This is a genomic window from Moraxella nasibovis (genome assembly GCF_029581575.1).
Lineage (GTDB): Bacteria > Pseudomonadota > Gammaproteobacteria > Pseudomonadales > Moraxellaceae > Moraxella > Moraxella nasibovis.
This window is the reverse complement of sequence record NZ_CP089975.1, coordinates 1,832,561-1,858,676: the sequence shown is the minus strand read 5'-3', so window position 1 is coordinate 1,858,676 and position 26,116 is coordinate 1,832,561. Positions and strand designations below refer to the sequence as shown.

At 44.9% G+C, this 26,116-nt stretch carries 33 protein-coding genes; 27 read left to right on the top strand and 6 right to left on the bottom strand.

Features of this window, described 5'->3' with window-relative positions; translation table 11 throughout:
- Positions 1–39: 39 nt before the first annotated feature.
- From rplN to rplQ, 17 genes are all read left to right on the top strand, one after another.
- Positions 40–408: a 50S ribosomal protein L14 gene (rplN, locus tag LU290_RS08865; protein WP_029102638.1), complete on the top strand. Its 369-nt coding sequence runs from the start codon at positions 40–42 to the stop codon at positions 406–408.
- A 16-nt stretch (positions 409–424) separates the two neighbouring features.
- Positions 425–742 (top strand): 50S ribosomal protein L24, encoded by a 318-nt coding sequence (gene rplX / locus LU290_RS08860; protein WP_277808231.1) that lies wholly within the window; start codon positions 425–427, stop codon positions 740–742.
- A gap of 20 nt (positions 743–762) precedes the next feature.
- The gene (rplE, locus tag LU290_RS08855) at positions 763–1,299 is read left to right on the top strand and encodes a 50S ribosomal protein L5 (RefSeq protein WP_277808230.1); all 537 of its coding nucleotides are present in this window, start codon (positions 763–765) and stop codon (positions 1,297–1,299) included.
- Positions 1,300–1,310: 11 nt separating this feature from the next.
- Positions 1,311–1,616 (top strand): 30S ribosomal protein S14, encoded by a 306-nt coding sequence (gene rpsN, locus LU290_RS08850; RefSeq protein WP_277808229.1) that lies wholly within the window; start codon positions 1,311–1,313, stop codon positions 1,614–1,616.
- Positions 1,617–1,627: 11 nt separating this feature from the next.
- Positions 1,628–2,026, top strand: coding sequence for a 30S ribosomal protein S8 (rpsH, locus tag LU290_RS08845; protein WP_277808228.1), 399 nt, complete (start codon positions 1,628–1,630; stop codon positions 2,024–2,026).
- A 186-nt stretch (positions 2,027–2,212) separates the two neighbouring features.
- On the top strand, positions 2,213–2,746 hold the full coding sequence (gene rplF, locus LU290_RS08840; protein ID WP_277808227.1) for a 50S ribosomal protein L6: 534 nt from the start codon (positions 2,213–2,215) through the stop codon (positions 2,744–2,746).
- A 15-nt stretch (positions 2,747–2,761) separates the two neighbouring features.
- Positions 2,762–3,112, top strand: a complete 351-nt coding sequence (gene rplR, locus LU290_RS08835; protein WP_078318453.1) for a 50S ribosomal protein L18 — start codon at positions 2,762–2,764, stop codon at positions 3,110–3,112.
- Positions 3,113–3,114: 2 nt separating this feature from the next.
- Positions 3,115–3,612: a 30S ribosomal protein S5 gene (gene rpsE / locus LU290_RS08830; protein ID WP_277808226.1), complete on the top strand. Its 498-nt coding sequence runs from the start codon at positions 3,115–3,117 to the stop codon at positions 3,610–3,612.
- 17 nt (positions 3,613–3,629) lie between these two features.
- On the top strand, positions 3,630–3,809 hold the full coding sequence (gene rpmD / locus LU290_RS08825; protein WP_277808225.1) for a 50S ribosomal protein L30: 180 nt from the start codon (positions 3,630–3,632) through the stop codon (positions 3,807–3,809).
- The gene (gene rplO, locus LU290_RS08820; RefSeq protein ID WP_277808224.1) at positions 3,809–4,249 is read left to right on the top strand and encodes a 50S ribosomal protein L15; all 441 of its coding nucleotides are present in this window, start codon (positions 3,809–3,811) and stop codon (positions 4,247–4,249) included. Before rpmD ends, rplO begins: the two co-directional genes overlap by 1 nt.
- Positions 4,250–4,253: 4 nt before the next feature.
- Positions 4,254–5,597, top strand: a complete 1,344-nt coding sequence (secY, locus tag LU290_RS08815; protein ID WP_277808223.1) for a preprotein translocase subunit SecY — start codon at positions 4,254–4,256, stop codon at positions 5,595–5,597.
- A gap of 21 nt (positions 5,598–5,618) precedes the next feature.
- The gene (gene rpmJ, locus LU290_RS08810; protein WP_036364264.1) at positions 5,619–5,735 is read left to right on the top strand and encodes a 50S ribosomal protein L36; all 117 of its coding nucleotides are present in this window, start codon (positions 5,619–5,621) and stop codon (positions 5,733–5,735) included.
- A gap of 129 nt (positions 5,736–5,864) precedes the next feature.
- Entirely contained in the window at positions 5,865–6,221 is a 357-nt protein-coding gene (gene rpsM, locus LU290_RS08805) for a 30S ribosomal protein S13 (RefSeq protein ID WP_277808222.1), read from the top strand.
- 20 nt (positions 6,222–6,241) lie between these two features.
- Positions 6,242–6,634: a 30S ribosomal protein S11 gene (rpsK, locus tag LU290_RS08800; protein WP_003656963.1), complete on the top strand. Its 393-nt coding sequence runs from the start codon at positions 6,242–6,244 to the stop codon at positions 6,632–6,634.
- Between the two features lie 12 nt (positions 6,635–6,646).
- Positions 6,647–7,288, top strand: coding sequence for a 30S ribosomal protein S4 (rpsD, locus tag LU290_RS08795; protein WP_277808221.1), 642 nt, complete (start codon positions 6,647–6,649; stop codon positions 7,286–7,288).
- A 24-nt stretch (positions 7,289–7,312) separates the two neighbouring features.
- Positions 7,313–8,317, top strand: coding sequence for a DNA-directed RNA polymerase subunit alpha (locus tag LU290_RS08790; protein ID WP_277808220.1), 1,005 nt, complete (start codon positions 7,313–7,315; stop codon positions 8,315–8,317).
- A gap of 17 nt (positions 8,318–8,334) precedes the next feature.
- Positions 8,335–8,694, top strand: coding sequence for a 50S ribosomal protein L17 (rplQ, locus tag LU290_RS08785; RefSeq protein WP_277808219.1), 360 nt, complete (start codon positions 8,335–8,337; stop codon positions 8,692–8,694).
- A 71-nt stretch (positions 8,695–8,765) separates the two neighbouring features.
- On the opposite strand, the gene LU290_RS08780 is transcribed toward rplQ, so the two are convergent.
- Together LU290_RS08780 and LU290_RS08775 are read right to left on the bottom strand one after the other, a co-directional pair.
- Positions 8,766–9,329 carry a Sua5/YciO/YrdC/YwlC family protein gene (locus LU290_RS08780; RefSeq protein WP_277808218.1) on the bottom strand — a complete coding sequence of 188 codons (564 nt, stop codon included), beginning with the start codon at positions 9,327–9,329 and terminating at the stop codon, positions 8,766–8,768.
- Positions 9,330–9,364: 35 nt separating this feature from the next.
- Positions 9,365–10,084, bottom strand: a complete 720-nt coding sequence (locus LU290_RS08775) for an elongation factor P hydroxylase (RefSeq protein WP_277808217.1) — start codon at positions 10,082–10,084, stop codon at positions 9,365–9,367.
- Positions 10,085–10,208: 124 nt separating this feature from the next.
- Here LU290_RS08775 and LU290_RS08770 point away from each other — a divergent pair, with 124 nt between their 5' ends.
- From LU290_RS08770 to lysM, 6 genes are all read left to right on the top strand, one after another.
- Complete coding sequence (locus LU290_RS08770) at positions 10,209–10,742, top strand: YceD family protein (protein WP_277808216.1); 534 nt, start codon at positions 10,209–10,211, stop codon at positions 10,740–10,742.
- 250 nt (positions 10,743–10,992) lie between these two features.
- A complete protein-coding gene (gene rpmF, locus LU290_RS08765) occupies positions 10,993–11,175 on the top strand; it encodes a 50S ribosomal protein L32 (RefSeq protein ID WP_277808215.1) in 183 nt (60 codons plus the stop codon).
- Between the two features lie 209 nt (positions 11,176–11,384).
- Complete coding sequence (fabD, locus tag LU290_RS08760) at positions 11,385–12,335, top strand: ACP S-malonyltransferase (RefSeq protein ID WP_277808214.1); 951 nt, start codon at positions 11,385–11,387, stop codon at positions 12,333–12,335.
- The gene (fabG, locus tag LU290_RS08755) at positions 12,332–13,060 is read left to right on the top strand and encodes a 3-oxoacyl-ACP reductase FabG (protein ID WP_277808213.1); all 729 of its coding nucleotides are present in this window, start codon (positions 12,332–12,334) and stop codon (positions 13,058–13,060) included. Before fabD ends, fabG begins: the two co-directional genes overlap by 4 nt.
- Positions 13,061–13,258: 198 nt before the next feature.
- On the top strand, positions 13,259–13,492 hold the full coding sequence (acpP, locus tag LU290_RS08750; RefSeq protein ID WP_249101133.1) for an acyl carrier protein: 234 nt from the start codon (positions 13,259–13,261) through the stop codon (positions 13,490–13,492).
- Between the two features lie 273 nt (positions 13,493–13,765).
- Positions 13,766–14,257 (top strand): peptidoglycan-binding protein LysM, encoded by a 492-nt coding sequence (gene lysM / locus LU290_RS08745; protein ID WP_277808212.1) that lies wholly within the window; start codon positions 13,766–13,768, stop codon positions 14,255–14,257.
- A gap of 119 nt (positions 14,258–14,376) precedes the next feature.
- Here the strand turns inward: lysM and LU290_RS08740 are convergent, their stop codons facing one another.
- Positions 14,377–14,736, bottom strand: coding sequence for a hypothetical protein (locus tag LU290_RS08740; RefSeq protein ID WP_277808211.1), 360 nt, complete (start codon positions 14,734–14,736; stop codon positions 14,377–14,379).
- A 602-nt stretch (positions 14,737–15,338) separates the two neighbouring features.
- On the opposite strand from LU290_RS08740, the gene LU290_RS08735 reads away from it, so the two are divergent.
- The 3 genes from LU290_RS08735 to ilvC all read left to right on the top strand — a co-directional run bounded on the left by LU290_RS08735 (position 15,339) and on the right by ilvC (position 18,661).
- Positions 15,339–17,057 (top strand): acetolactate synthase 3 large subunit, encoded by a 1,719-nt coding sequence (locus LU290_RS08735; RefSeq protein ID WP_277809597.1) that lies wholly within the window; start codon positions 15,339–15,341, stop codon positions 17,055–17,057.
- Positions 17,057–17,569: an acetolactate synthase small subunit gene (ilvN, locus tag LU290_RS08730; protein ID WP_277808210.1), complete on the top strand. Its 513-nt coding sequence runs from the start codon at positions 17,057–17,059 to the stop codon at positions 17,567–17,569. The genes LU290_RS08735 and ilvN overlap by 1 nt, the downstream gene beginning before the upstream one ends.
- A gap of 69 nt (positions 17,570–17,638) precedes the next feature.
- Complete coding sequence (gene ilvC / locus LU290_RS08725; RefSeq protein WP_277808209.1) at positions 17,639–18,661, top strand: ketol-acid reductoisomerase; 1,023 nt, start codon at positions 17,639–17,641, stop codon at positions 18,659–18,661.
- A gap of 300 nt (positions 18,662–18,961) precedes the next feature.
- On the opposite strand, the gene LU290_RS08720 is transcribed toward ilvC, so the two are convergent.
- Entirely contained in the window at positions 18,962–20,131 is a 1,170-nt protein-coding gene (locus tag LU290_RS08720) for an AI-2E family transporter (RefSeq protein ID WP_277808208.1), read from the bottom strand.
- 206 nt (positions 20,132–20,337) lie between these two features.
- Complete coding sequence (locus tag LU290_RS08715; RefSeq protein ID WP_277808207.1) at positions 20,338–21,864, bottom strand: catalase; 1,527 nt, start codon at positions 21,862–21,864, stop codon at positions 20,338–20,340.
- Between the two features lie 256 nt (positions 21,865–22,120).
- Between LU290_RS08715 and LU290_RS08710 the strand changes: the two genes are divergently transcribed.
- Complete coding sequence (locus LU290_RS08710; RefSeq protein ID WP_277808206.1) at positions 22,121–22,834, top strand: hypothetical protein; 714 nt, start codon at positions 22,121–22,123, stop codon at positions 22,832–22,834.
- Between the two features lie 56 nt (positions 22,835–22,890).
- On the opposite strand, the gene LU290_RS08705 is transcribed toward LU290_RS08710, so the two are convergent.
- Entirely contained in the window at positions 22,891–26,115 is a 3,225-nt protein-coding gene (locus tag LU290_RS08705; protein WP_277808205.1) for a restriction endonuclease, read from the bottom strand.
- Position 26,116 lies beyond the last annotated feature (1 nt).

The following is a 26,116-nucleotide window of genomic DNA, read 5'->3' as shown; positions in this document are numbered from 1 at the left end:
GAATGGCTTTTATTGCTTTATTTATTATGGAGTAATGCGATGATTCAGACTGAAACAATGCTGGAAGTTGCAGATAACAGTGGTGCAAGACGCGTTCAGTGTATCAAAGTGCTGGGTGGCTCGCATCGTCGTTACGCATCAGTTGGCGACATTATCAAGGTAACGGTTAAAGAAGCCATTCCTCGTGGTCGTGTTAAAAAAGGCGACGTGATGAATGCGGTCGTTGTACGCACCAAAAAAGGCGTACGCCGTCCAGACGGTTCTGTACTACGTTTTGATGACAATGCGGCAGTTATTCTAAACAATAACAAAGCCCCAATTGCAACTCGTATTTTTGGACCTGTTACCCGTGAACTACGTGGTGAGCAATTCATGAAAATTGTTTCACTAGCACCTGAAGTACTGTAACCTTTTAGAGGCTATTATGGCAAAGTTACGCAAAGGCGACACCGTGGTTGTGATTGCTGGCAAAGATAAAGGCAAGCAAGGCACAATTTTGGCGGTTAAAGCAGACCGTGTAAAAGTTGAAGGCATTAACATTGTAACTAAACACCAAAAACCTAACCAAATGCTAGGTAAAGAAGGTGGCATCGTTAAGCAAGAAGCGTTTTTACACATTTCAAATGTTGCGATCTATAACGCAGCAACCCAAAAAGCAGATCGTATTGCTTACCAAGTGAACAGTGATGGCAAAAAAGAGCGCATCTATCGTTCAACTGGTGAAGTAGTGGCGACTGCATAAGAGACCAAGGGTATATAGTAATGGCAAGATTAAAATCTTTATACAATGACGAGCTAAAGCAAAAAATCAAAGATGAGCTTGGCTTGGAAAATGTAATGCAAGTGCCAAAAATCACCAAAATCACTCTAAACATGGGTGTTGGCGGTGCAGCACAAGACAAAAAACTATTAGAAGGTGCGTTGGCTGACATGACCGCAATCGCTGGTCAAAAGCCTGTAGTCACCAAAGCTCGCAAATCAGTTGCTGGCTTTAAGATTCGTGAAGAATGGCCGATTGGTTGTAAAGTTACACTTCGTGGCGAACAGATGTATGAATTCCTAGATCGTCTAATTGCCATTGCGATTCCTCGTATTCGTGACTTCCGTGGTTTTTCTGCCAAAGCTTTTGATGGCCGTGGTAACTACTCACTAGGCATCAAAGAGCAGATCGTTTTCCCAGAAGTTGATTTTGATAAAATCGATCGCATCCGTGGTTTGGACATCACCATCACAACCACAGCTGCTGACGATGATCAAGGTCGTGCTTTGCTAAAAGCATTCGGCTTCCCATTCAGATAAGGAAAAACGTTATGGCTAAAAAAAGCATGATCAATCGCGAATTAAAACGCGAAAAAACCGTTGCTAAGTACGCCGAAAAGCGTGCAAAATTAAAAGCAATCATCAGCGACATCAATGCAAGTGACGAAGAGCGTCTGGATGCAATGCTTGCTCTACAAGCCCTGCCACGCAACTCTTCACCAGTGCGCCTACGCAACCGCTGTGGTCTGACTGGTCGTCCACACGGTTACTTCCGTAAATTTGGTCTGTCACGCAACAAATTGCGTGAGCGTGTAATGCAAGGTGATGTACCTGGCGTTCGTAAAGCTAGCTGGTAAGGAGTATCGCAATGAGTATGCAAGATCCTGTTGCTGATATGCTAACCCGCATCCGCAACGCACAATCAAGAAATAAACTATCTGTTACTATGCCTGCTTCTAAGCTGCGTAAATCTATCGCCGACCTATTGGTTGCTGAAGGTTACCTAGCTTCTGCAGAAGTAAGTGACATTGAAAATGGTAAAAAAGTTCTAACTGTTGAGCTAAAATACTACCAAGGCAAAGGCGTTATCGAAACTCTAAAACGCTACAGCCGTCCTGGTCTTCGTCAATATCGTGGTAAAGATGAGCTACCAAGCGTTCAAAAAGGCTTGGGTGTTGCCATCATCTCTACCAGTAAAGGTATCATGAGCGACCGTGCCGCTCGTGCCGCAGGCATTGGTGGTGAAGTAATTGCATTGGTTGCTTAATTAGCATCAATAAATTACAAAAATATAAAATCCTTGGTTTACGCCAAGGATTTTTTCTGTTATAATAGCGTGCTTTTCTAAATAACTTTGAAATTCTCCGTATGGTGATTTTAAGGCTTGTTGGAAAATCACTTGTTTCGTTGCCATCATTTTGATGGTTTTTATTATCATTAAAGGAAAATTCCTATGTCTCGTGTGGCTAAAGCCCCTGTAACGCTACCAGCTGGTACCAGTGTTACTTTGAACGGTCAGCAGGTTGAAGTTAAAGGCAAGAACGGTTCTTTGTCTTTACGCCTGCATGATTTGGTCGAGCTAAAACAAGAAGATGGTGTGGTTACACTTTCTCCTGTTGCTGACACTAAAGAAGCGTGGATGCACACTGGTACAGTGCGTGCATTGATCAACAACATGGTTCAAGGTGTAAGCAATGGCTTTGAGCGTCGCCTACAACTTATTGGCGTTGGTTATCGTGCTCAAGTTGCTGGTAACAAAGTAAACCTAAACCTAGGTTTCTCACACCCAATCGAATACACGCTACCTGAAGGCGTGACTGCAGAAAGCCCAAGCCAAACTGAAATCGTTCTAAAATCAAGCGATAAGCAAAAACTTGGTCAAGCAGCAGCTAAAATTCGTAGCTTCCGTCCGCCAGAGCCTTATAAAGGTAAAGGTGTTCGCTATAGCGATGAAGTGGTTCTTCGTAAAGAAGCTAAGAAAAAATAAGTAAGGTGAGCAAAAATGTTCGATAAAAAATCAGCTCGTCTTCGTCGAGCGAAAAAAACCCGTGCACACATCCGTCACCTAGGCGTAAACCGTCTGACTGTGACTCGCACTCCACGCCATATTTATGCGCAAATCATCTCACCAACTGGTGGTGTGGTTGTCGCTCAAGCTTCTACGCTTGATTCAACCCTTCGCTCTGGTGCGACTGGTAATGTTGAAGCGGCAAAAGCAGTTGGCGCATTGATTGCAGAGCGTGCAAAAGCAGCTGGCATCACCAAAGTTGCTTTTGACCGTAGTGGTTTTAAATATCATGGCCGTGTTAAAGCTTTGGCTGACGCTGCTCGTGAAAATGGATTGGAGTTCTAATCATGGCAAAAGTTGAACAAACTGACGGTTTGGTAGAAAAATTGGTTGCCGTTGACCGTGTTGCAAAAGTTGTTAAAGGCGGTCGTATTTTCTCTTTCACTGCATTGACAGTGGTTGGCGACGGTAATGGTCGTGTTGGCTTTGGTCGTGGCAAGGCTCGTGAAGTACCTGCCGCCATCCAAAAAGCACTAGAAGCTGCTAAGCGCAACATGATTACTGTTGAGCTTGCAGGCACTACCCTACAGCACCCAATCAACGCTCGTCACGGCGCATCTAAAGTATATATGCAGCCAGCCTCTGAAGGTACTGGTGTCATCGCTGGCGGTGCAATGCGTGCCGTTCTTGAAGTTGCAGGCGTACAAAACGTATTGGCGAAATGCTATGGTTCAACCAATGCTGCCAATGTTGTGCAAGCAACCTTCAAAGGTCTTCGTGACATGGTTTCACCAGAGCAAGTTGCTGCTAAGCGTGGCAAAACTGTTGAAGAAATTTTGGGCTAAGAAGTAGGTAAGTTACGATGAAAACAATCAAAGTTACTCAAACAAAATCGAGTAGCCATCGCTTAGCAAGCCACAAAGCTTGCCTAAAAGGTTTGGGGCTGCGTCGTATTGGTCATACTGTTGAGGTTGAGGATACGCCTTCAATCCGTGGTATGGTAAATCGTGTGAATTACATGGTTAAGGTGGAGGAAGCGTAATGGGTCTTCGTTTAAATGAATTGTCACCTGCTTTGGGTGCAAAAAAGACTGCTCAACGCCGTGGTCGTGGTATCGGTTCTGGTCTTGGTAAGACTGGTGGTCGTGGTATCAAAGGTCAAACTTCACGCTCAGGTTCAAGCATTCCAGCGGGTTTTGAAGGCGGTCAAATGCCAATCTACCGTCGTCTGCCAAAATTTGGTTTTACCAGCCAAATGGCATTGACTACTGCTGAGGTGCGTCTTTCAGAACTGAACAAGATTGAAGGCGATGTGGTTAGCGTAGAAACGCTAAAAGCTGCAAACATCATTCGTGGTGACATGAAGCGTGCTCGCATCATCTTGTCTGGCGAAATCAGCCGTGCTTTGACTTTCAAAGGCGTTAAAGTCACCAAGGGCGCAAAACAAGCCATCGAAGCTGCTGGCGGCAGCGTCGAGGAGTAATATCGTGTCTAAGCAATCAGCGTCCAAGTCTGGCATTCCGCTAAATCCATTCGTATTTATCCGTAAATACGATGAGTTGTGGAATCGTATGTTGTTTTTAATTGGTGCGTTGATTGTTTACCGTCTAGGTTCGCATATCCCTGTGCCTGGCATGGATCCCATTCGTTTGGCTGAGTTTTTTAAAGCTGGGGAAAATACCTTTTTGGGTATGTTTAATATGTTCTCCGGTGGCTCGTTGGAGCGTATGTCGATCATGGCACTGGGCATCATGCCTTACATCTCAGCATCTATTGTGGTGCAAATGATGTCTGTGGTTGTCCCTTCTTTAGAGGCATTAAAAAAAGAAGGTGAAGCAGGGCGCAGAACATTGAATAAATACACCCGTCAAGGCACATTGGCTTTGGCTTTTGTGCAGGCGGTGGGTATGTCAGCAGGTCTGATTTCTCAAAACTTGACCCTATCAACAGGATTGAGTTTTTATGTACCTGCGGTTACTTCTTTGGTGGCAGGTTCGATGTTCTTGATGTGGTTGGGTGAGCAAATCACCGAGCGTGGCATTGGTAACGGCATTTCTATGCTGATTCTTGCCAGTATTGTGGCAAGTGCACCAACCATGATTGCTGGAATTTTTGTCAGCGGTGGTGGCGGCAGCAAAGAATTACTGACTGCCTTGGTGTTTTTGATTTTGGGTATTGCGGTTACCGCAGCGATTGTCTTTATTGAGAGAGCGCAGCGTCGTGTGCCTGTGAATTATGCGCAAAAGCAGCAAGAGGGTCGTAAAGTCTATGCTCAGCAGCAATCACACCTGCCTTTAAAAATCAACATGGCTGGTGTCATTCCTGCTATTTTTGCCAGCTCATTGCTGATGTTGCCTGCAAGCTTGGGTCATTTTGCCACACCGACAGAAAATCCGACGCTATTTCAAAGCATTATCCAAAATGTCTCTTTGGTATTGCAACCTGGTGCGCCATTATATCTTTTGGTGTTTGGTGCGATGGTGATTTTTTTCTGTTACTTCTATACGGCATTGATGTTCAATCCTAAAGAAGTGGCCGAAAATTTGAAGCGCAGCGGAGCTTATATCCCCGGTATCCGACCTGGACAGCAGACGAAACGCTATTTAGATTTTGTTTTAAATCGCCTAACCTTTATTGGTGCGATGTATATGGCAATCATTTGTTTGATGCCAATGGTCGTGCAATCATCTTTCGGCGCTGCCATCCCTTTGGGTGGTACTTCATTGCTGATCATGGTGGTTGTTTTGATGGATTTCATTGCGCAAATTCAAGCGCATTTGATGAAGCATCAATATCATGACCAAACCTTAATTAAATCGCCAAATCAATAGGCGTACTTTTAGGAGCATGACATGAAAGTTCAAGCATCAGTTAAAAAGATTTGTGGCAGTTGCAAAATTGTTCGCCGTAAAGGCAAAGTTTTGGTAATCTGTAGCTCAGAGCCACGCCACAAACAACGCCAAGGTTAATTTTTACAAATTAACGCTTGCAAAATAGTAGCGGATAATGTATTATCCGCTACTTGCCATGCTGTTGAAATTCAGCAGTAGAGTAAACTTAGCAAATGCAAATGCGTTTGTGCTAATGGAGAGAAATCAATGGCTCGTATTGCCGGTGTAAACATTCCGGACAACAAACACGCAGTGATTTCACTAACTTACATTTTTGGTATCGGTCGTACCACTGCAAAGCAAATTCTTGCTGCCGTAGGTATCAACGAAACCACCAAAATTGGTCAGTTGGATGATACACAGCTAGATGCTGTCCGTGCAGAAGTTGCAAATTACACTACCGAAGGTGACCTTCGTCGTGAAATTTCAATGAATATTAAGCGTCTAACCGATTTGGGTTGCTACCGTGGTCTTCGTCACCGTCGTGGCTTGCCTGTAAATGGTCAACGCACAAAAACTAACGCGCGTACCCGTAAAGGTCCACGCAAAGCAATTAAAAAGTAACTAATTTAGGAAGCTAAAAGATGGCAAAAGACACTCGTAGCCGCAAAAAAGTGGCTCGTCGCTCGGTATCTGAAGGTATCGCCCATATTCATGCGTCTTTTAATAACACCATTGTAACCATTACCGATCGTCAAGGTAATGCATTGGCTTGGGCCACCTCAGGTGGACAAGGCTTCCGTGGTTCACGTAAATCAACACCTTTCGCTGCTCAGGTTGCTGCTGAAGTTGCTGGTAAAACAGCACAAGAAACCTATGGCGTGAAGAATGTTGATGTCTTGGTTAAAGGTCCAGGACCAGGTCGTGAGTCTGCGGTTCGTGCATTAGGTGCATTGGGTTATAAAATTAACAGCATCAGCGATGTTACCCCAATTCCACACAACGGCTGCCGCCCACCTAAGAAGCGCCGCGTTTAAGGAGAAAGACACATGGCCCGTTATATTGGTCCAAAACTAAAATTGTCACGTCGTGAAGGTACTGACCTGCAACTAAAATCAGGTGTTAAGCCTTATGATGTGAAAACTAAAAAAGCAAGTCGTGCGCCTGGTCAGCACGGCAATAGCCAGAACAAAACTTCTGAATACGCATCACAGCTTCGTGAAAAGCAAAAAGTTAAACGCATGTACGGCGTACTTGAGCGTCAATTCTCAAATTACTATAAAGAAGCTGCGCGTATGCGTGGTGCAACTGGTGAAAACCTACTTGGTATGCTAGAGCGTCGCCTAGACAATGTGGTGTATCGCATGGGCTTTGGTGCTACTCGTGCAGAAGCTCGTCAATTGGTTAGCCACCGTGCGATTTTGCTTAAAAAAGCAGGCCGTGATGAGTTTGTTCGTGTGAACATTCCTTCAATCCAAGTACAAGATGGTGATGTGATTGCTGTTCATGAGAAATCAAAAGAGCAACTTCGTATCAAAAACGCCATTGAGCTTGCGACACAGCGTGGTATTCCAGAATGGCTTGAAGTTGATCACAGCAAACTTCAAGGTACTTTCAAGACTGCACCAGAGCGCAGTGAGCTACCTGCTGAAATCAACGAAAGCTTGATTGTTGAGCTATATTCTAAATAATCCGAACTAAATCGAGGTGACACTATGACAAATGCAACTGAGTTTCTAACACCTAGCGCCATTCATGTGGATGCGGTTAATGAAACGACTGCTAAGGTCACGCTCGAGCCGTTAGAAAGAGGCTTTGGGCATACGCTAGGTAATGCCCTTCGCCGTATTCTACTTTCTTCATTGTCGGGTGCAGCCGTTATTGAAGCAGAGATTGAAGGGGTGGATCATGAGTATTCCACGCTAGAAGGTCTGCAAGAAGATGTGCTTGATTTGCTTTTGAACCTAAAGGGTTTGGCAATCACTTTGCACGATCAAAACGAAGCATACTTGACTTTGGATAAGCAGGGCGCAGGTGTTGTTACTGCTGCTGACTTAGAACTGCCACACAATGTTGAAATCGCCAATCCAAACTTGGTGCTTGGTACATTGAGCGAGCGTGGTCACTTGAAAATGCGCTTGCGTGTAGTGACAGGTCGTGGCTATGAGCCTGCCAATCAGCGTCGTGAAGATGCCAATTCAAAAACAATTGGTCGCTTAAAACTTGACGCAAGTTTTAGTCCAATTTTGCGTGTGGCTTACGATGTTGAAAATGCCCGTGTTGAGCAGCGTACCGACCTTGACAAGCTGATCATTGAGCTTGAAACTAATGGTACGATTGATCCAGAAGAGGCCATTCGTAAGGCAGCAACCATTTTGCAGCAACAAATTGCGATTTTCGTTGATTTGGAAGCTGAAGAAGTGGTTGAACCTGTTAAAGAGAAAGAAGAAATTGACCCTGTGCTACTACGCCCAGTGGATGATTTAGAACTAACGGTTCGCTCAGCAAACTGCTTAAAAGCTGAAAATATTTATTACATTGGCGATTTGGTACAGCGTTCTGAAACTGAACTGCTTAAAACACCAAATCTTGGTAAGAAATCATTGACCGAAATCAAAGATGTATTGGCATCTAAAGGTTTGGAACTTGGTATGCGCCTAGAAACATGGCCACCAAGTGATCTAAGAGTTGATGATCGTTTCTCTTATCGTAGCCGTTAATTTAAAGGATACTGACCATGCGACATCGTAACAGTGGCGTTAAGCTGGGTCGCACCAGCAGCCATCGTAAGGCAATGTTCCAAAACATGACTAATTCTCTGTTTGAACATGAGCTTATCAAGACCACTTTGGTTAAGGCAAAAGAGCTGCGCCGTGTAGCTGAGCCGCTAATCACTTTGGCAAAAGAAGACAGCGTTGCTAATCGCCGTTTGGCATTCAGCCGTACTCGTAACAAGGTAATCGTTGGCAAACTATTCAACGAACTAGGTCCTCGTTACAAAACTCGCCCAGGTGGCTACCTGCGCATCATCAAGTGCGGTTATCGTGATGGCGATAATGCACCGATGGCATATGTTGAGCTAGTAGATCGCCCATAATTTGCGATTCACTCTCAAAAAAATCCCAGCTTTGACTGGGATTTTTTATTTTTGGAGTTTATGAGTGCTTTTTAAGCATCAAGCTCGGTCAGATCATCTGTTGTGATGTCAGATATTTCAATGGCGTCCACATGCACCAATAGGTCGATTTGGCGATCTAAGAGATCTTCAATGTCGTATGGCGTGTCTGTCTGTATCAGCTCTGGGTTGAGCGCGTGCATGACGATGGCGCCATCGAGCATTTCTAATAGAGCATTAAGTAGAGGGCTATTTACCTGCTGAATGCCGATGTTTTTGTTTTTGTTAATCAGTTGTTTTGGTACTTCTTTATTGGCAGTCAGAACAAAGCGCGTGTCATTACCAGCGTTTTTGATGTGGCGAAATTGAGCATTGTTGATGTCGGCGTATTTTGCCATGTCGCTGATATTTTGGCACAGCAGTGTGTGCGCGTCTTGATGAAGTACCTGCTCAATGCGCCCGATTTTCTCTATGGCTGCTTTGGCGTGTAAATCGGTGAGCAGGGCATAGCCAATGTCTGTCGGGTAGGCGATGATTTTGCCATCTTTTAGGGCGCTTACGACTTGTTGAAGCAGTCTTTGCTGTGGATTTTGTGGGTGTAGATGCAGTGTTTGCATGTGCATTCTCGGATTGTGTGGTTCAGATTGTGTGGTTAGGAACAATTTTGGCAAATTTTTAAAAATACCCACAAAAGACGCTTAGCATCTCTTGGTAGGGTTTGTGGTTCAATAAGATAACTGTTAGCTTGCCGATAGACATCTGTGGCAAAGGTGCTTTGACTGGTGTCAAAGTCTGCATTTAAATTGTCCTGAGAGACATAAAAATAACGACCGCACGCTTGATTGAGCAGGCATTCGATGGATTGTGGTTTGATTTCCACTTGCTCAAATATCGCTTGCGTTTCTGCGTCACGCCCATCAGATGTGTACCAGTAGCCAAAGTCATTCAAAGTGCGCCTGTGCCTGCCTGCAATGCACCAATGGCTGATCTCGTGCAAAGCGCTGGCAAAAAATCCATGCGCAAACTCAATGCGTGCAGGACTTTCGCCTGTGGCGGGAAAATATTCAGGCTCGCCATCGCCACGCACCAAGACGGTGGGCATGATGCCAATGTTTGACTGATTAAATAGCTGATTAAATAAATCAATCAGCCAGTCGGTGAGCGCTGCGTCATCATCAGGGTCAATGCCACGCCAAGCATTTTTAAAGTCTTGCCAGTCTTGCTTGCTCATGTGCTGAGCCAAGTCATCAATGTCTTTGCATACATCGCCGTCACAAAAAAAATCCTGCCAGAGTGCTTGGATGTCTGAATGATTGGGCGAGTGATTGAAATTGGCGTCTGGCGATAAGTCGTAAAAATTAACAGCGGTCATGATAATCATCGTTAAAAAGATTGGTTATTATAGCATTATTTTATGATCGGCAAATAATTTTGAAATTGGGATGAAAATTTTGCCATTTTATGAAATAATACCCAAAAATCAACGAGGAATTTTAATGAATATGACATCCGCAGCCAAAGAAATGCCTGCCAATATCATGCTTGATAAATGGGCAGACATTGGCTTTACTTGGTCGGGTAGCGTACCTGTATCAATCTTTCATCGCTTGTCTGAGCAGGTGAGCGTCGATGCTGTGCAAGAGGCACTACAAGTGCAGACGACACTACAAAAATCAGAAGGTATCTTATGGCTAGCCTTTGAAGTGATGGGGCAGCTTGTCGTACCTTGTCAAAGATGCCTTGATCCGATGATGGTGAATGTGTCTGGCGATTATCGCTTGGCGATTTTGGCGGACGAAATGCAAATTGATGCGATTCAAGGTGCAGAATATGTGCTGATGGATGAGCTGGGCTCAGGCAGAATGCTACCGATCAAAGATCTGCTAGAAGATGAGCTTTTACTTGCTCTGCCTTTGTCGCCAAGACATGATGAGTGCGACATGCCAATTGATATGGTGGACGATGAGGAAGAGGAAGTGCAGGAGAATCCTTTTGCGGCATTAGCGGCGCTAAAAGGCAAACTGAACTGAGTCATCAAAGCCATGATTTGAAAAGTTTTGTAAATTTTTATGATATTTTTTGAATTTGGCTTTGAAAATTACAAATTTTTTCTGTATAATACTGCATTTATTGTGCTTATCAAAGATATCAAGGCAAAAGGTGCTGTGCTTTGAGCTGCGTTTGTGGCTGATCTTGAGTGCAAAACAGTTTTAATAGTAGTGCTTTTTGGCAATTTAGCTGTTAAATTACCTTAAAGTGTATCGAATTTTAGGAGCTATCATGGCAGTTCAACAAAACCGCAAAAGCCGTTCACGCCGTGACATGCGTCGTTCTCACGACCGCATCACTGTGAATGCGTTAACTATCGACTCTACCACTGGCGAAAAACACATTCGTCACCACGCGACCAAAGACGGTTTTTACCGTGGTCGTCAGCTATTCAAGGTAAGCCAAGAAAGCTGATTGGTAGATCATTTGATCATAAGCCAAGCTGCGTTGTTCCTCAATGCGCTTGGCTTTTTTGATTTTAAATTTTGCCATCAAAAGAAAAACATTTAAAATCAATAAGTTGGTTGATTTGATTAAAAAATTAGTAAACAAGCGTTTATTTTTTGTGATAAACTAAACGCAATTTTTGTATCGATGAACGCATGAATAAAAACGGGTAAATTATGACTAGTGATGCTATCAAACGAGTAGCGGTGGTTTTTCCGGGGCAAGGTTCGCAAGCGGTCGGCATGATGAATGAGCTGGCTGAGCATTTTGCTGTGGTTAAAGAGACTTTTGATGAGGCGAGTGCGGCGCTGGGCTTTGACCTGTGGGAAGTCACACAAGACGAAGAGCGACTACATCAGACCAAATACACTCAGCCAGCCCTTGTGGCATCTAGCATTGCCATTTGGCGCATTATTTTTGACAAGCTAAAAAGCCAAGATCTTGAACCTGTATGCTTGGCAGGCCACTCTTTGGGTGAGTACAGTGCGCTGGTGGCAAGTGGGGTGTTAAGCCTGTCGGATGCGGTGGTGCTGGTGCATGAGCGTGGCAAATACATGACGGATGCAGTGGCGGCTGTGGATACTCAGATGGCTGCTGTGCTTGGCTTGGAGGACGAGCAGGTGGCGAGTCTGTGTGAGGATGCTACGACAAATGCTGGCATTGTCAATGCAGCCAACTTTAATAGCCCAGGGCAAGTGGTGGTGGCGGGCACAGAATTGGGTGTGGCTCATGTGCTGTCTGCGGTTGAAAATCTGGGCAAAAAAGCGGTGCCATTGAAGGTATCTGTACCATCACACTGCGCCTTGATGAATCCTGCCACAGACAAACTTGCCGCCAGATTGAATGACACAAGCTTTAATGCACCACAAATTCCTGTCATTCAAAATCGTCACGCCGTGAGTTATGATGCCATTGATGACATCAAAACCGCGCTTATTGAGCAGCTTTCTATGCCAGTGCAGTGGGCAAAAACCATGCAAAAACTTGCGGACAAGCACATTGATCTCATCATCGAATGTGGTCCGGGAAATGTGCTATCAAATCTTGCTAAGCGTCAGGCTGAGCCAATCAGTGCTTTGCCAAGTTATAAGCTGGCGCGCCTTGAAAAATTGGAGAATCTGGCATGAGTAGAAAAATTGTCCTAGTAACAGGTGCTTCTCGTGGCATCGGGCGAGCCATCGCTCAGCGCTTTGCTGATGAGGGTTGTTTTGTGATCGGTACGGCGACCAGCGAAAAGGGTGCTGAGGCGATCGAAGAGTATTTGAGCGAGTCAGACGGCATCGGTCGAGTGCTTGATGTGTGCGACGATGAGGCGATCGACAAATTGTTTGAAGAGATTGACAGTGTCTATGGCGGTGTCAATGTGCTTGTGAATAATGCAGGCATCACCAAAGATGGTCTGCTCATGCGCATGAAAAATGAAGACTGGGCAGATGTGCTTGACACCAACCTAACTTCAATCTATCGCACTTCTCGCCGAGCCATTCGCAGCATGATGAAAGCTCGTTTTGGGCGCATCATTAACATCACTTCGGTGGTGGGTCAGATGGGCAATGCAGGTCAGGCAAACTATGCGGCAAGTAAGGCGGGTGTCGAGGGCTTTACTCGTGCGCTGGCTCGTGAGATCGGCTCTCGTGGTGTGACGGTGAACTGTGTGGCACCAGGCTTTGTAGAGACTGACATGACCGAAGAGCTTGACGAGCGTCTGATCACTTCCATGCTTGATGCTGTGCCACTTGGGCGCATGGCTCAGCCAGAGGAGATCGCTGCGGCGGTGACTTTCTTGGCAAGCGATGAAGCCAGCTACATCACAGGTGAGGTGTTGGCGGTCAATGGCGGCATGTATATGTAAGCCTATGCACAAAAAAGATTGACAAAAAGTGCATTTGCCATTATCATAAAAATGTGAACAACTGTATCCATAAAACTTGCACTCTTGGCAAAAATGTTTTATGATATGCAGTATCTGTTAAAAGTTAAAGATAAATCGCCAACATCCGCATGGTGCTGATGACAGCTTTTATCTGTTTGATTAAAAAAGGAAAATCCTATGAGCGATATCGAAGCTAAAGTAAAAGACGCAGTGGCTGAGCAGCTTGGTCTGAATGTTGCTGACATCAAGAATGACGCATCATTCATGGATGATTTGGGTGCAGACTCGCTAGACCTAGTGGAGCTTGTGATGGCATTTGAAAGCAACTTCGGCATCACCATTCCTGATGAAGATTCTGCCGAATTGACCACAGTTCAAAAAGCCATTGACTATGTTACTGCAAAGCTGTAATCGCTAAGCGTGACATCATAATAAAAGCTGCCTTTGGGCGGCTTTTTTGATGCTGATCAGCAATAATAACTACAATTACTAACAATTTGATAGCAAAATTTAGCGATATTATGCTTATTTTTCAAGTAAGATGATTACAAGGTTGTCAATCGGTCGTCGTGCTGGCTGATTGATCGCATCATACTGAATGATGAACTTAATTTATAAACCAAATCCGTAGCCGCCATTTACGAGCTTGATTGACAAGCGGCGGTGCAACATAAGGAGTGTAACATGGGTATTTTTAGCTTTGCCAAAGACATTGGCGACAAGATTTTTAACCGCAACAAAAAAGACGCAGCACCAGAGGCGGCAAATACCGCAGCACCAGCGGCAGAGCCTACCGCACAGGAAATCGCCAATTTGCTATTGGCACGCATTCAAGCGCAAAATGTGCAAATCAGCGGTCTGTCTGTCAATTATAACGGCGACACCGACACCGTGACACTGACCGGTACCGCTAAGACACAAGCTGACCGTGAGCGTGCTCGTTTGGCAGTGGGTAATGTCCAGCATGTTGAAACTGTCGTCGATGACATCGCCGTGGAAAGTCAAGAGCCAGAATCTCGCTTTTATACCGTCAAATCTGGCGACACGCTGTCAAAAATCGCCAAAGAAATGTACGGCAATGCCAATGATTATATGAAAATCTTTGATGCCAATAAGCCAATGCTGTCACATCCAGACAAGATTTATGTGGGTCAAGTGCTGCGCATTCCTGCTTAAGCATTAACAAAACACCAAGCCATGCGCTTATTAAAAAAGACCGTTTTTAAAGCGGTCTTTTTTTTGTGCATTTAATTTTGTTCATTTAATAACGGCTTGATGGCAAGTCAATCCACTCATCATGAGCAGTGCTGCCGTAATGCGTTTTGTGTTTGTGATTTTCGCAGGGCAATTTCGTCAGCATTTAGCTCAGTTTGTTTACCTGTGTCGTCGATTTCATGAATGATACCGCCAGCGTCGAGCGCAGCCAGATTGTCACGCAGAATCTGACACTGTCTTTGAATGTCCGTGGGCGGCTGAGCTTTTGGTGCGGCAGGCAGGTGAAAATTTAGCACCGTGTATCGTCCTTGTGGTGGAAACTGGCTGTAAGTGGGCTCGCCAAATTTGCCAATGCTGTGATAGACGGAGATGGCGCCGCTGCTTTGACTGATGGCGCATACCAAAAGAAATGACAAGGATTTGTGAAGTGATCTGATCATAGGTTGATTGGCTGTGTGGATTTGGCGTGATGAATCCTTATTGTAGCATCAATGATGAAGTGTGCCAATGGCTTTGATGATGCGGATGATTGATAGGAAGTTTACATATAAACATGGCAAATCTTGCGCACATTACAAAAATCTTGTGTAATGTCTAAAAATACACTTGGCAAAGTCATGATTTTGCGGTAATATACACAAAGTTCCATTTTGATAACTTATTATTTAATAAGTTTTAAGCTTTATAACTTATGGTTTATTATCATAAGTACGAAGTCGGCGCGGCGATTATCATGAAGCTGCGTTTGTTAAACAAAGGCGGATGGATTACCGTTCATCAGCACTTTATTTAACATTGCTATGAGACTTACCGGTCTGCAAGACTCTCCTGCCAAATTTTGTCAGCTCCTTGCATTGCCCGCGTCTTTTAGTAAATTTGTGTTTGTTTGATGCCGAATTGGTCAACGAATTGGTAAAAAGGATTAGCGATGACAGAGCAAACCACCCAAGCCCCCAACATGACGGGGCACACTCAGACGGCAGATGCCGCCAAAAATTTCCATGAAAATCAAGCTAAGCTTGCCCGTGGCGAAAAGGTCGCCATGAGTGGGGCAGAGCTGCTTGTGCAAGCCTTGGTTGATGAAGGCGTCACCCACATTTTTGGTTACCCTGGTGGGGCGGTGCTGCACATTTATGATGCCCTATTTAAACAAGATAAAATCGAGCATGTCTTGGTGCGCCACGAGCAAGCCGCAGGACACATGGCGGACGCTTATAGCCGTGTGACGGGACGCACGGGCGTGGTGCTTGCGACATCGGGACCAGGCGTGACAAACACCGTCACCGCCATCGCCACCGCTTTCATGGACTCGATTCCGATGGTGGTGCTTGCCGGACAAGTACCAAGCACCTTGATTGGCGATGATGCTTTCCAAGAGTGTGACATGGTGGGTATTTCACGACCTGTGGTTAAGCACAGCTTTGTCGTGCGCAATCCTGCCGACATTCCGACCATCATCAAAAAAGCCTTCTTTATCGCAAGTACAGGCAGACCTGGTCCTGTGGTGGTGGACATTCCTAAGGACATGACAAATCCTGCCGATAAGTTTGATTATTTCATGCCAGAGTCGGTGTGTTTGCGCTCTTATCAGCCTACTTCCAAGGGTCATAGCGGTCAAATCAAAAAAGCCGTTGATTTGCTGCTGTCTGCCAAACGCCCAGTGCTGTATTCTGGCGGTGGTGTGGTGCAAGGTGATGCGTCTGATGAGCTGCGTGAGCTTGCCAATTTGCTAAATTTGCCTGTCACTAATACTTTGATGGGGCTTGGTGCGTATCCTGCCACAGGCGAGCAGTTTGTAGGTATGCTTGGTATGCACGGCACTTATGAAGCGAACATGACCATGCACCATGCCGATGTGATTTTGGCGGTGGGGGCAAGATTTGACGACCGTGTGACCAATAATGTCAAAAAATTCTGTCCAAATGCGACCATCATTCACATTGACATCGACCCAACTTCCATCTCAAAAACCATCACCGCTCACATTCCGATTGTCGGCGATGTTAAGCCTGTCTTGACTGAGATGGTGGCGCAGATTAAAGCGACTGGTAAACGCCTTGACGAGGCTGCACTTGCCGACTGGTGGAAACAGATCAATGAGTGGCGTAAGCGTCATGGTTTGCGTTATAATGACGATACAGATGCTGAAATTCACGCCATCATGCCGCAGCGAGTGGTGGAAACTTTGTATAAATTGACCGACGGTAAAGCGATCATCACCTCTGATGTCGGTCAGCACCAGATGTTCGCCGCGCTGTACTATAAATATGATGAGCCACGCCAATGGCTAAATTCTGGCGGTCTAGGCACGATGGGTGTGGGCTTGCCGTATGCGATGGCAGCAAAACTTGCCTGCCCCGAAAAAACAGTGGTTTGTATCACAGGCGAAGGCTCAATTCAGATGAATATCCAAGAGCTGTCCACTTGCTTGCAGTATAATTTGCCTGTTAAGATTTTAAACTTAAACAACGCCCAGCTTGGCATGGTTAAGCAGTGGCAGGACATGCTGTACGAAGGTCGCCATGCCCAAAGCTATATGAAATCGTTGCCTGATTTTGTCAAACTTGCCGAAAGCTATGGACATAAAGGCGTAAAAATTACCAATCCTGCCACCATGGAAGAAGAGCTAAAAGCAGCCTTAGAAATGGACGGCTTGGTATTTATTGATGTGTATGTGGATAAGTCGGAGCATGTCTATCCAATGCAAGTGGCGGGGCAATCCATGCGTGATATGTGGCTATCAAAAGGGGAGCGTACCTAATGGCGCAAGTACAAAAACATCTGATTTCTGTATTGATGGAAAACGAAGCAGGCTCGCTGTCTCGTGTGGTAGGGCTGTTTTCTCAGCGTGGCTATAACATTGATACGCTCAATGTCGCCGCTACCGAAGACCCAACTTTGTCTCGCTTGACTTTGACGACCATCACCACTGCTGATAAGATTGAACAGATCACCAAACAGCTGCACAAGCTCATCGAAGTGGTCAAAGTGCAAAACCTGTCGGAAGTCTCAAACGGCAGCCAAATCGAACGAGAGCTGATGCTCATCAAAGTGCGTGCGACAGGTGCGCACCGTGAGGAAGTATATCGTACGGCGGACATTTTCCGTGCGCAAATCGTCGATGTCAGCCCAAATCTGTATACCATTCTCATCACAGGGGACGCAGGCAAGCTTGATGGCTTTATTGAAGTCATCGGACGAGATAAAATCCTAGAAGTGGTACGCTCTGGCGTGATTGGCATTGCACGGGGTGAGCGGACGCTTAGTCTGTAAATTTTAAACACTTATTAATTTTTTTCAACTCCAGCTGGATTATCCAGTGTAATTATCAAGGAAACTCTTATGAGCTTAAATATCTATTATGACAAAGATTGTGATTTGTCTATCATTCAAGGCAAAAAAGTTGCCATCATCGGCTATGGTTCACAAGGTCATGCCCACGCCCTAAACCTAAAAGACTCAGGCGTTGATGTGACGGTTGGCCTTCGTGCTGGCTCTGCTTCTTGGAAAAAAGCAGAAAATTCAGGTCTAAAAGTTGCCGAGACTGCGGATGCGGTGAAAGGCGCTGACCTTGTCATGATTTTGACGCCTGACGAGTTCCAAAAACAGCTGTATGCCGATGTGATTGAGCCAAACATCAAAGAAGGCGCAACGCTTGCCTTTGCTCACGGCTTTGCCATTCATTACAACCAAGTTGTGCCACGCAAAGACCTTGATGTCATCATGGTTGCACCAAAAGCACCGGGTCACACTGTGCGTTCCGAATTTGTCAATGGCGGTGGTATCCCTGACTTGATCGCAGTTTACCAAGACGCATCAGGACAAGCCAAGCAAGTGGCGCTGTCATACGCATCAGGCGTGGGTGGTGGCCGCTCTGGCATCATCGAGACCACTTTCAAAGACGAAACCGAAACCGACCTGTTTGGCGAGCAAGCCGTTCTGTGCGGTGGTGCGGTTGAGCTTGTGAAAATGGGCTTTGAGACCCTAGTAGAAGCAGGCTACGCACCAGAGATGGCATACTTTGAGTGCTTGCACGAGCTAAAACTCATCGTGGACTTGATGTATCAAGGCGGCATCGCTGACATGAACTACTCCATCTCTAACAACGCTGAATATGGCGAGTATGTGACTGGTCTTGAAGTCATCAATGACCAATCTCGTGAGGCAATGCGTAACGCACTAAAACGCATCCAGTCTGGCGAATATGCCAAGATGTTCATCGCAGAGGGTCAATTAAACTACCCATCAATGACCGCTCGCCGCCGTCAAACTGCTGAGCACCAAATCGAAAAAACCGGTGCTAAGCTGCGTGCGATGATGCCTTGGATCACTGACAGCAAAATCATCGACAAAGAGAAAAACTGATCGTTAGGTCATTTTGCTTGATGAAACAAGTCGCCTTGGGCGGCTTGTTTTTTTGAAGGATAACAGCCTTGTAATCCAATCTCAATTATCTTAAAGCATTACCTTAAAGCGCAAGGATTTTCAGGTGAGTTGTGGCTGATATTTGTGGTGTCAAATGCTTGGGTTGATTGGCGTGCTTATCACTTGCCAGTCGTGGCTGTCTTGTCTATCTCGGTGCAAATTGGCTGATGTATGAAAAAACCGCTATTCACTATGAGTGAATGGCGGTTTGTAGTAGGGTTTAGGCTTAAAAACCCTAGGTTAATCACTGATCTTGATGTGCTCGGATTTCACCACTTGCATCGGCTCAGGCTGGTTATATCTATCATGACGAAGGTCTTCGTCATTTTGCCCCATGATTTTAAGTTGATAATCACCAAGGGTGAATTTGATGTAAAGCACCTGCACCCATACGATCGCCACCACCATGAGCGGCGTAGCCAACGCCACACCCAAAATGCCCGTCATAGATCCCATGATGATCTGAGACAGCAGTAGTGCCACAGGTGGCAGGTCCACCAGTCTTTGCTGGACGATGGGCGAGACGATGTAACTTTCCATCTGCTGCACCACGATGATCATGAGCAGCACCCAAAGCAACATATCAGGAGCAAGGATTAGTGTAACCAATAAGATGGGGACGGCAGAGAGCCAAGGACCAATGACGGGAATGAAGTCTAGCACAAAAGCAGTAACGCCAAGCGCCAAGGCAAATTTCACATCCATAAGCCACAGCGCAATCGTCGTTGCGATACCGACAAAGGACATCACCACCAACTGACCGACCAGCCATTGTTTTAAAGCATCGTAGCTGCGTTCAAGCAGATATTTGGCTTTGTCTCGGTGGACTTTTGGCACCAAAGCGATGAAGCTACGCTGATACATGGCTGGATTTAATGCAAAAAATAATCCAAGTAACAAAATGATGACAAAAGTACCCACGCCGCTGACGAAACCACCAAGTAGCATCGGTATGCTGCCGATTGCTTCTTGTCCAAACTGCGAGAACAGTATCTCTGGGTTTTGGCGCACTTCAACGAACCATTCTCGGGTCGTTACCCACTCATAGATGGTCGGATAGCCTTGCAGATAATTATCAATGCCAATGATGGCAGCAGGAATCATCTTTTTGATGTCGGAAAACTGATTAGCAAGCTCATTACCAAAATTTGCCAAAAAACCACCGATGATGAGCAGTAAGAGTCCTGCCACCATACCCACCATCAGCGTGTGCGGCAGGCGCTCTAAATAAGCCCCAAGTTTGGGGATTTTTTTGGCATAGTCGGTAAGACCCAATAAAAATACAGCAAACAGCACTGCGCCAAAAATAATGAGCCAGACTTGGGTGAGATAATAAAAGCTTGCGAGCAATAATAAAATTGCAAAGCCAAACACAATCAGTGTTCTTGGCGGTAGGTGGTAATTTGTCATAAATGATTCTGCAATTTAATGATGGTGATGATGCGCTCATCATACCAAACTTTGATAGAAAATGGGTGAAAATAATCAGACTTCATGAAAATTTTTCAAACCCCTAGATTGTCATGCCATCAAGATTGGCTGCCAGTATTTGAGTGTATAGACAACAAAAACCGCCTTGAAATTCAAGACGGTTTTTCTTGTCAAGCAAGCTCAAATCAAGGTGCAAGGCAGCTTGGTAGGTGCTTGGCGGGGTCGGTGTCATATGCTTTGATGGCGTCTTCTACCGTCATGCCTAATGCCTTGGCAACGCCTTCACCGTAAGCAGGGTCGCATTTATGGCAGTTTCTGATGTGGCGGTATTTGATGAAATCAAGCGCATCGCCCATCGCTGCTGCGGTGTTGTCAAACAGGGCTTGTTTTTGCTCGTCGTTCATCAGATTGAACAGCGCTCGTGGCTGGCTAAAATAGTCATTGTCATCTTCACGGAAATCCCAGTTTTTGGCATCGCCGCTGATTTTTAGGGCAGGCTCGGCGTACTGGGGCTGTTCTTGCCATTGTCCAAAGCTGTTTGGCTCATAGTGCGGACGACCGCCATAGTTGTCATCAACACGACCTTGTCCGTCTCTGTGGTTTGAGTACACAGGGCAGCGTGGGGCATTGACAGGGATTTGATTGCGGTTTACGCCTAAGCGATAACGCTGTGCATCGGCATAGTTAAACAGGCGCGCCTGTAGCATCTTATCTGGCGATACGCTAATGCCCGGCACTAAGTTACTTGGGGCAAAGGCGGATTGTTCTACATCTAAGAAGAAGTTTTGTGGGTTTTTGTTCAGCTCAAATTCGCCCACTTCAATCAAAGGATAGTCGCCTTTTGGCCAAACTTTGGTCAGGTCAAATGGGTGGTAAGGTACTTTTTCGGCGTCCGCTTCTGGCATGATTTGTACATACATTTTCCATTTTGGGAAATCGCCACGCTCAATGGCATCAAACAAATCACGCTGATTGCTCTCCCGATCTTTGGCGATGACCGCTTCGGCCTCGCTATCGGTTAGGTTTTGGATACCTTGCTGAGTGCGGAAATGGAACTTGACCCAAAAACGCTCATTTTGGGCATTGATAAAGCTATAAGTGTGCGAGCCAAAGCCGTGCATATGGCGATAAGACTTAGGAATGCCGCGGTCGCTCATGACGATGGTCACTTGGTGGAACGCTTCTGGCAAGAGTGTCCAAAAATCCCAGTTATTGGTCGCACTACGCAAGTTGGTTTTGGGGTCTCTTTTGACCGCTTTGTTTAGGTCGGGAAATTTTCTTGGGTCACGCAAGAAGAATACAGGCGTGTTGTTGCCAACCATGTCCCAGTTGCCTTCTTCGGTGTAAAATTTCAAGGCAAAGCCACGAATGTCTCGCTCAGCATCCGCCGCTCCTCGCTCGCCAGCGACGGTCGTAAAGCGGGCGAACATTTCGGTTTTTTTGCCGATTTCGCTAAAAATCTTAGCTTTGGTATATTGGGTGATGTCATGAGTCACGGTAAATGTACCAAACGCACCCGAGCCTTTGGCGTGCATACGACGCTCTGGAATCACTTCACGGGCAAAGTCGGCAAGCTTTTCGTTTAGCCACAAATCTTGGGCAAGCAGTGGACCACGAGCGCCTGCGGTCAGTGAGTTTTGGTTGTCGGCGACAGGGGCGCCATTACTGTGGGTTAGGACGGTGCCTGAGTAGGGGCATTTCATTTCGGACATGAGATTTTTCCTTTTGGGATTTTTTGAAAATTTTTTAAGAACTGGCGAAAAGCGGGTTCCTTGATATTTTGACTTAAAATACTCATACAGCAAGCATTTCAAAAGCTATTGTAACTTAGCTTATGCGACAAAAAAATAAAAAATTGTAGGTCTTTTGTAGTCATAAAGGTGCGCTGTTATTTTAAATGCTGCTTTATTTGCTCAATTTTTTGTGGTTCTGTGTTATGATAAAAAGCTTTTTGTTTTAGAGAATGTCATGATTTTGCATTGCTCATCAGAAATACCGCTTTTGGGCTTAAGATTAAGCTGTGTCATTATTCTATGTTTGTTGTATCCTGTTTTTAATTTTGGATTTTTTTCAGTCCTAATAAGCTTGATTATTATTGGTGGTATCAGTTACGCTGTATCAACATCATCACATAGTCCCAGCGATGATTTTTTAGGTGTGTTTATAACAATTTTCATCATTGGGGTGTTATTATATTTTTTTAAAACCTTGGCAAATGTTGTTTTATTTTTGTCCATAATACTTTGCATCTCTATAATTTTCACTCAAGAGACAGTATCATATCTCTTAAACACAATCATAAATGGTAATGATATTTATAATGGTGATAAAAAAAGTTTATGCTTGCATTTTTTATCTCCCATATTAAGTATTATGAGTTGCCTTATCTTATTTGATTATGGTGCTTACAAGGAACTATATAACGCAAAAATAACCATAGATACTCAAACCATTTTATCTATCATACAAAACAATCTGGTCAAAATCGCCGTTGATAATCAGCAAAATGTTCACACCAGTTTATATTCCACAGGTATTGAACCGATGGCTGGTTTGACATCTAATCAATTTGAACTTTTATCAAAAGTCTCAGGTTCTGTTTTATGTATTGTGCAGGCGATACTGCTAATTTATTTTATCATTGCACCTTTGATAAAGATTTTTATCAGTCGAATGTGGTAGATTGGTGATAAACAGCACTCCCATTTCTAAGAGTGCTGTTTTTTTTTGATTGTCCCTTAACCGCCAACCACCTGCATCAACCGCTCAAAACTATCCACTACTTGATAGCTTACAGGAATGCTTGCCACGCCTGCTTTTTTGTCGTCATTAAGCAAATCGTCATCTTGGCTTTGGCTAAGTTTGGCAAAAAACACCTTAGCACTTTCAATCTTGTGTTTTTCGCTGTCTCTTAAATCGCTTTGACTCACACTGCCTTTGGTTTCGGCAACAAAATAAACATTGCGGATTTTTTGCCCTGCTTTGTCTTGATTAAAAGCAATCGCCCAGTCAGGATTGTAACCCCCAAAAGGCGTGGGAATGGTAAAGCTCTTGGGCAGTTTGGCATAGACCACCACATCGTCCACCGCTTCTTCTAGGGCGGTTACAAAGTTTCTTTCAATGGCAGAATCCGTCTCCACATATTCCCAAATATGGCGACTGACAGGCGTGGCATTGTCCGACAATGGCACATTGCTCACAAAAATCTCCGTGCTATGGTGTCGCTCTTTGGTCAATTCATAGCTGATATTTTGGACGATGAGTTTGGCTTGTTCGCCATCAATGATACGGCTGATTTCGCCAATAAACACTTCTGGATTTTTCTTAAATTCATTAAACACCACCATCTCAATCCCATTCAATATCGCCACCACCGTACGGCGGGTAAGTTTGGTGCGTGTGGCAATTTGTCCGACTAGGTCGTATTTGAGTGATGTATGAACATTGACAGCATAACCTTCACGGTGGGTTTGTGCTTGTCCAAAGCCTTCGCCTGCCCCAAGTTTGTCATAATTCATCACTTCTGCTTGCTCGGCACTTTTAATGGTATAAGTCAAAGACGGCACAAGGTTGTGATTGCGTTCACGGCTGATTGTGTTGATAGCCTTAATGCTTGCTTTGATAAGTAAGTCGCTGTCTAGCCCAATTTGATAAATGGACTTTTGGTTAATGCGTCGCCATAGGGCTTGAAATTCTTTCTTTTGTAGGTTGGCTTCGTTAATCAGGTTTTTGGGCTTGTTGCCATCGCTGACAATGCCATTTAGGGCATTTGGATTGACCACGCTACTGACCAATTTAACAATACTGTCAGCAAAGGGTCTTAGCTCTTCGGGAAACTGTGCCAACTTGCCATTGTCTTTGTCATCTTGGAACTTGGCAAGCAAATTGTCGTCATCATCAAGATAGTCATTTTTGAGTAAATATTTATAAATCTGATTGGCGGTTTGGTCGGTAATTACCATTTGCCCACCCAGCTCACTTAGCACCACTTTGCCTGTAAAATATTGTGGATTGGCACGGCTTGGGCGAGTTGCCAAACTGCTTTTGATTTCTTGTTGTAGTCCACCCACAAAGTCGGCATAACTTTCGTTGGTAATCACCGTTAAGTTATTGAGCCTATGCACTTCGCCCAACGGCAAATAACCGCTGTCCATTCGTGTGCCAAATTTGTCCACCGCCAAACGCAGTCCACGCCCCACTTCTTGACGGCGTGAGATGACATTGTCAGAGTGTTTGAGTGTACAAATCACAAATACATTGGGATTGTCCCAACCTTCTCGCAACGCAGAATGCGAAAAAATAAACCGCACGCTTTTGCGTTTTTTGGTCATTTCATCATCGTGTGGCTCAGAAAAGGCAAGTAATGATTCTTTGTCCTTTAAAATCAAGTCATAAGCGTCCACATCGTCCGCCACAGCCACACTTTTGCCTAGTTCTTCATCTTTGACATTTTTGGTGGTTGGATTGACCAAATGGCGGTTTTTATCCACACTAAAATAGCCCTTGTGCGTGTCATTGACATCAATGGATTTTAGATAGTCTTGATAAGGGTCGTTTTCTAAGTTTAAATCCAAATAGTTTGCCACTTCCGCCCGATACGCTTCCACAAACATTTGGGCATAGTCGCCATTGACTGCCTTGCCATCGGTGTCGTATTGACGGTATTTGGCAACTTCATCAATAAAAAACAAACTTAGCACCTTAATACCACGAGCAAACAGCCGACTTTCGGTTTGTAAATGTGCCTTAATCGTCTCACGGATTTGGATACGGCGTAAATCGGTGTCATCAAGATTGCCCTGCCCAACACTAAGACAAATGCCATTGGCAAACTCTATGCTTTCGTGGCTAATGTCGCTCACTGTATAGCGGTCTTTGTATTGCTCAGATTCGCCTGATATGACATACAAATCATCGCCTTTTTTGACCTTGCGGATTTCACGGCGAAAATTGCCTTGCTTGGATTTGATTTCCAGTTCTAGGCAAGCGATGGGAGCTTGTTTGGACAATAGCACTTCTTGCAAATACAAATAGCCACTCGTGCCTGTAAAGCCCTTGACTTCAATGCCTTTGACGGTGATTTTTTTGACCAATTTTTGATTGTAAGCGTCCAAAGCGTCCAAGCGATACACAAGGTTATAATCTCGTTTGTGCGTGGCTGAATAACGCAAAATAAACAAGGGCTTAAAATTTGCCAAACTTTGCAAACTCTTATCCGCCCCCATTTTTTGGGGTTCGTCCAAGATTAAAATGGGGCGGTTACGAGCAATGACATCAATTGGACGGCGTGAACCAAAATCATCTAGCACATCATAAATGCGTCTATTATCCTTGCCTGTGGCGTTAAAGGCTTGGATATTGATAATCATAATGTTAATGCCACCGTCCGAGCTAAAACTCTCCAAATGGTGCAAGGCTTTGGAATGATAAATAAACGCTCTGGGCTTTTTGCCATATTCTGCCAAAAGGTCGTCCGCCATCATTTGTATGCTTTTATTGACCCCTTCACGAATGGCAATGCTTGGCACAATGATGATAAATTTTGACCAGCCGTATTTTTGGTTAAGTTCAAAAATGGTACGCAAATAAGTATAAGTCTTGCCCGTGCCTGTCTCCATTTCTATATTTAGGTTTAAGGGACTACTCGTTAGGTTTTGATTTTTGGCGTTGTCAGCGGTGATGAGTGCATCTGATTTTGGTAAGCCTTGATGAATTTGCGTGCGTTGCAAATTTGTCAAAATTTCATTCATATCAAAGAGCGGAGCATTGGCAAGCCCCACCGCTTCCACATCATCGCTTGCTTGCACAAAGTCAAGCGTGCCTTGTTTTGGTGGCTGTGGCAAAGTCCCACGGTCTAAGGTGTAGCGAGTGCTACCGCCCAAGACTTCTTGTCCTGTAAAAACATCCACCACCGCCTTGACGGCTTGTAATTGATAAGCAAGTGGTTTAAAAACAATTGTCATC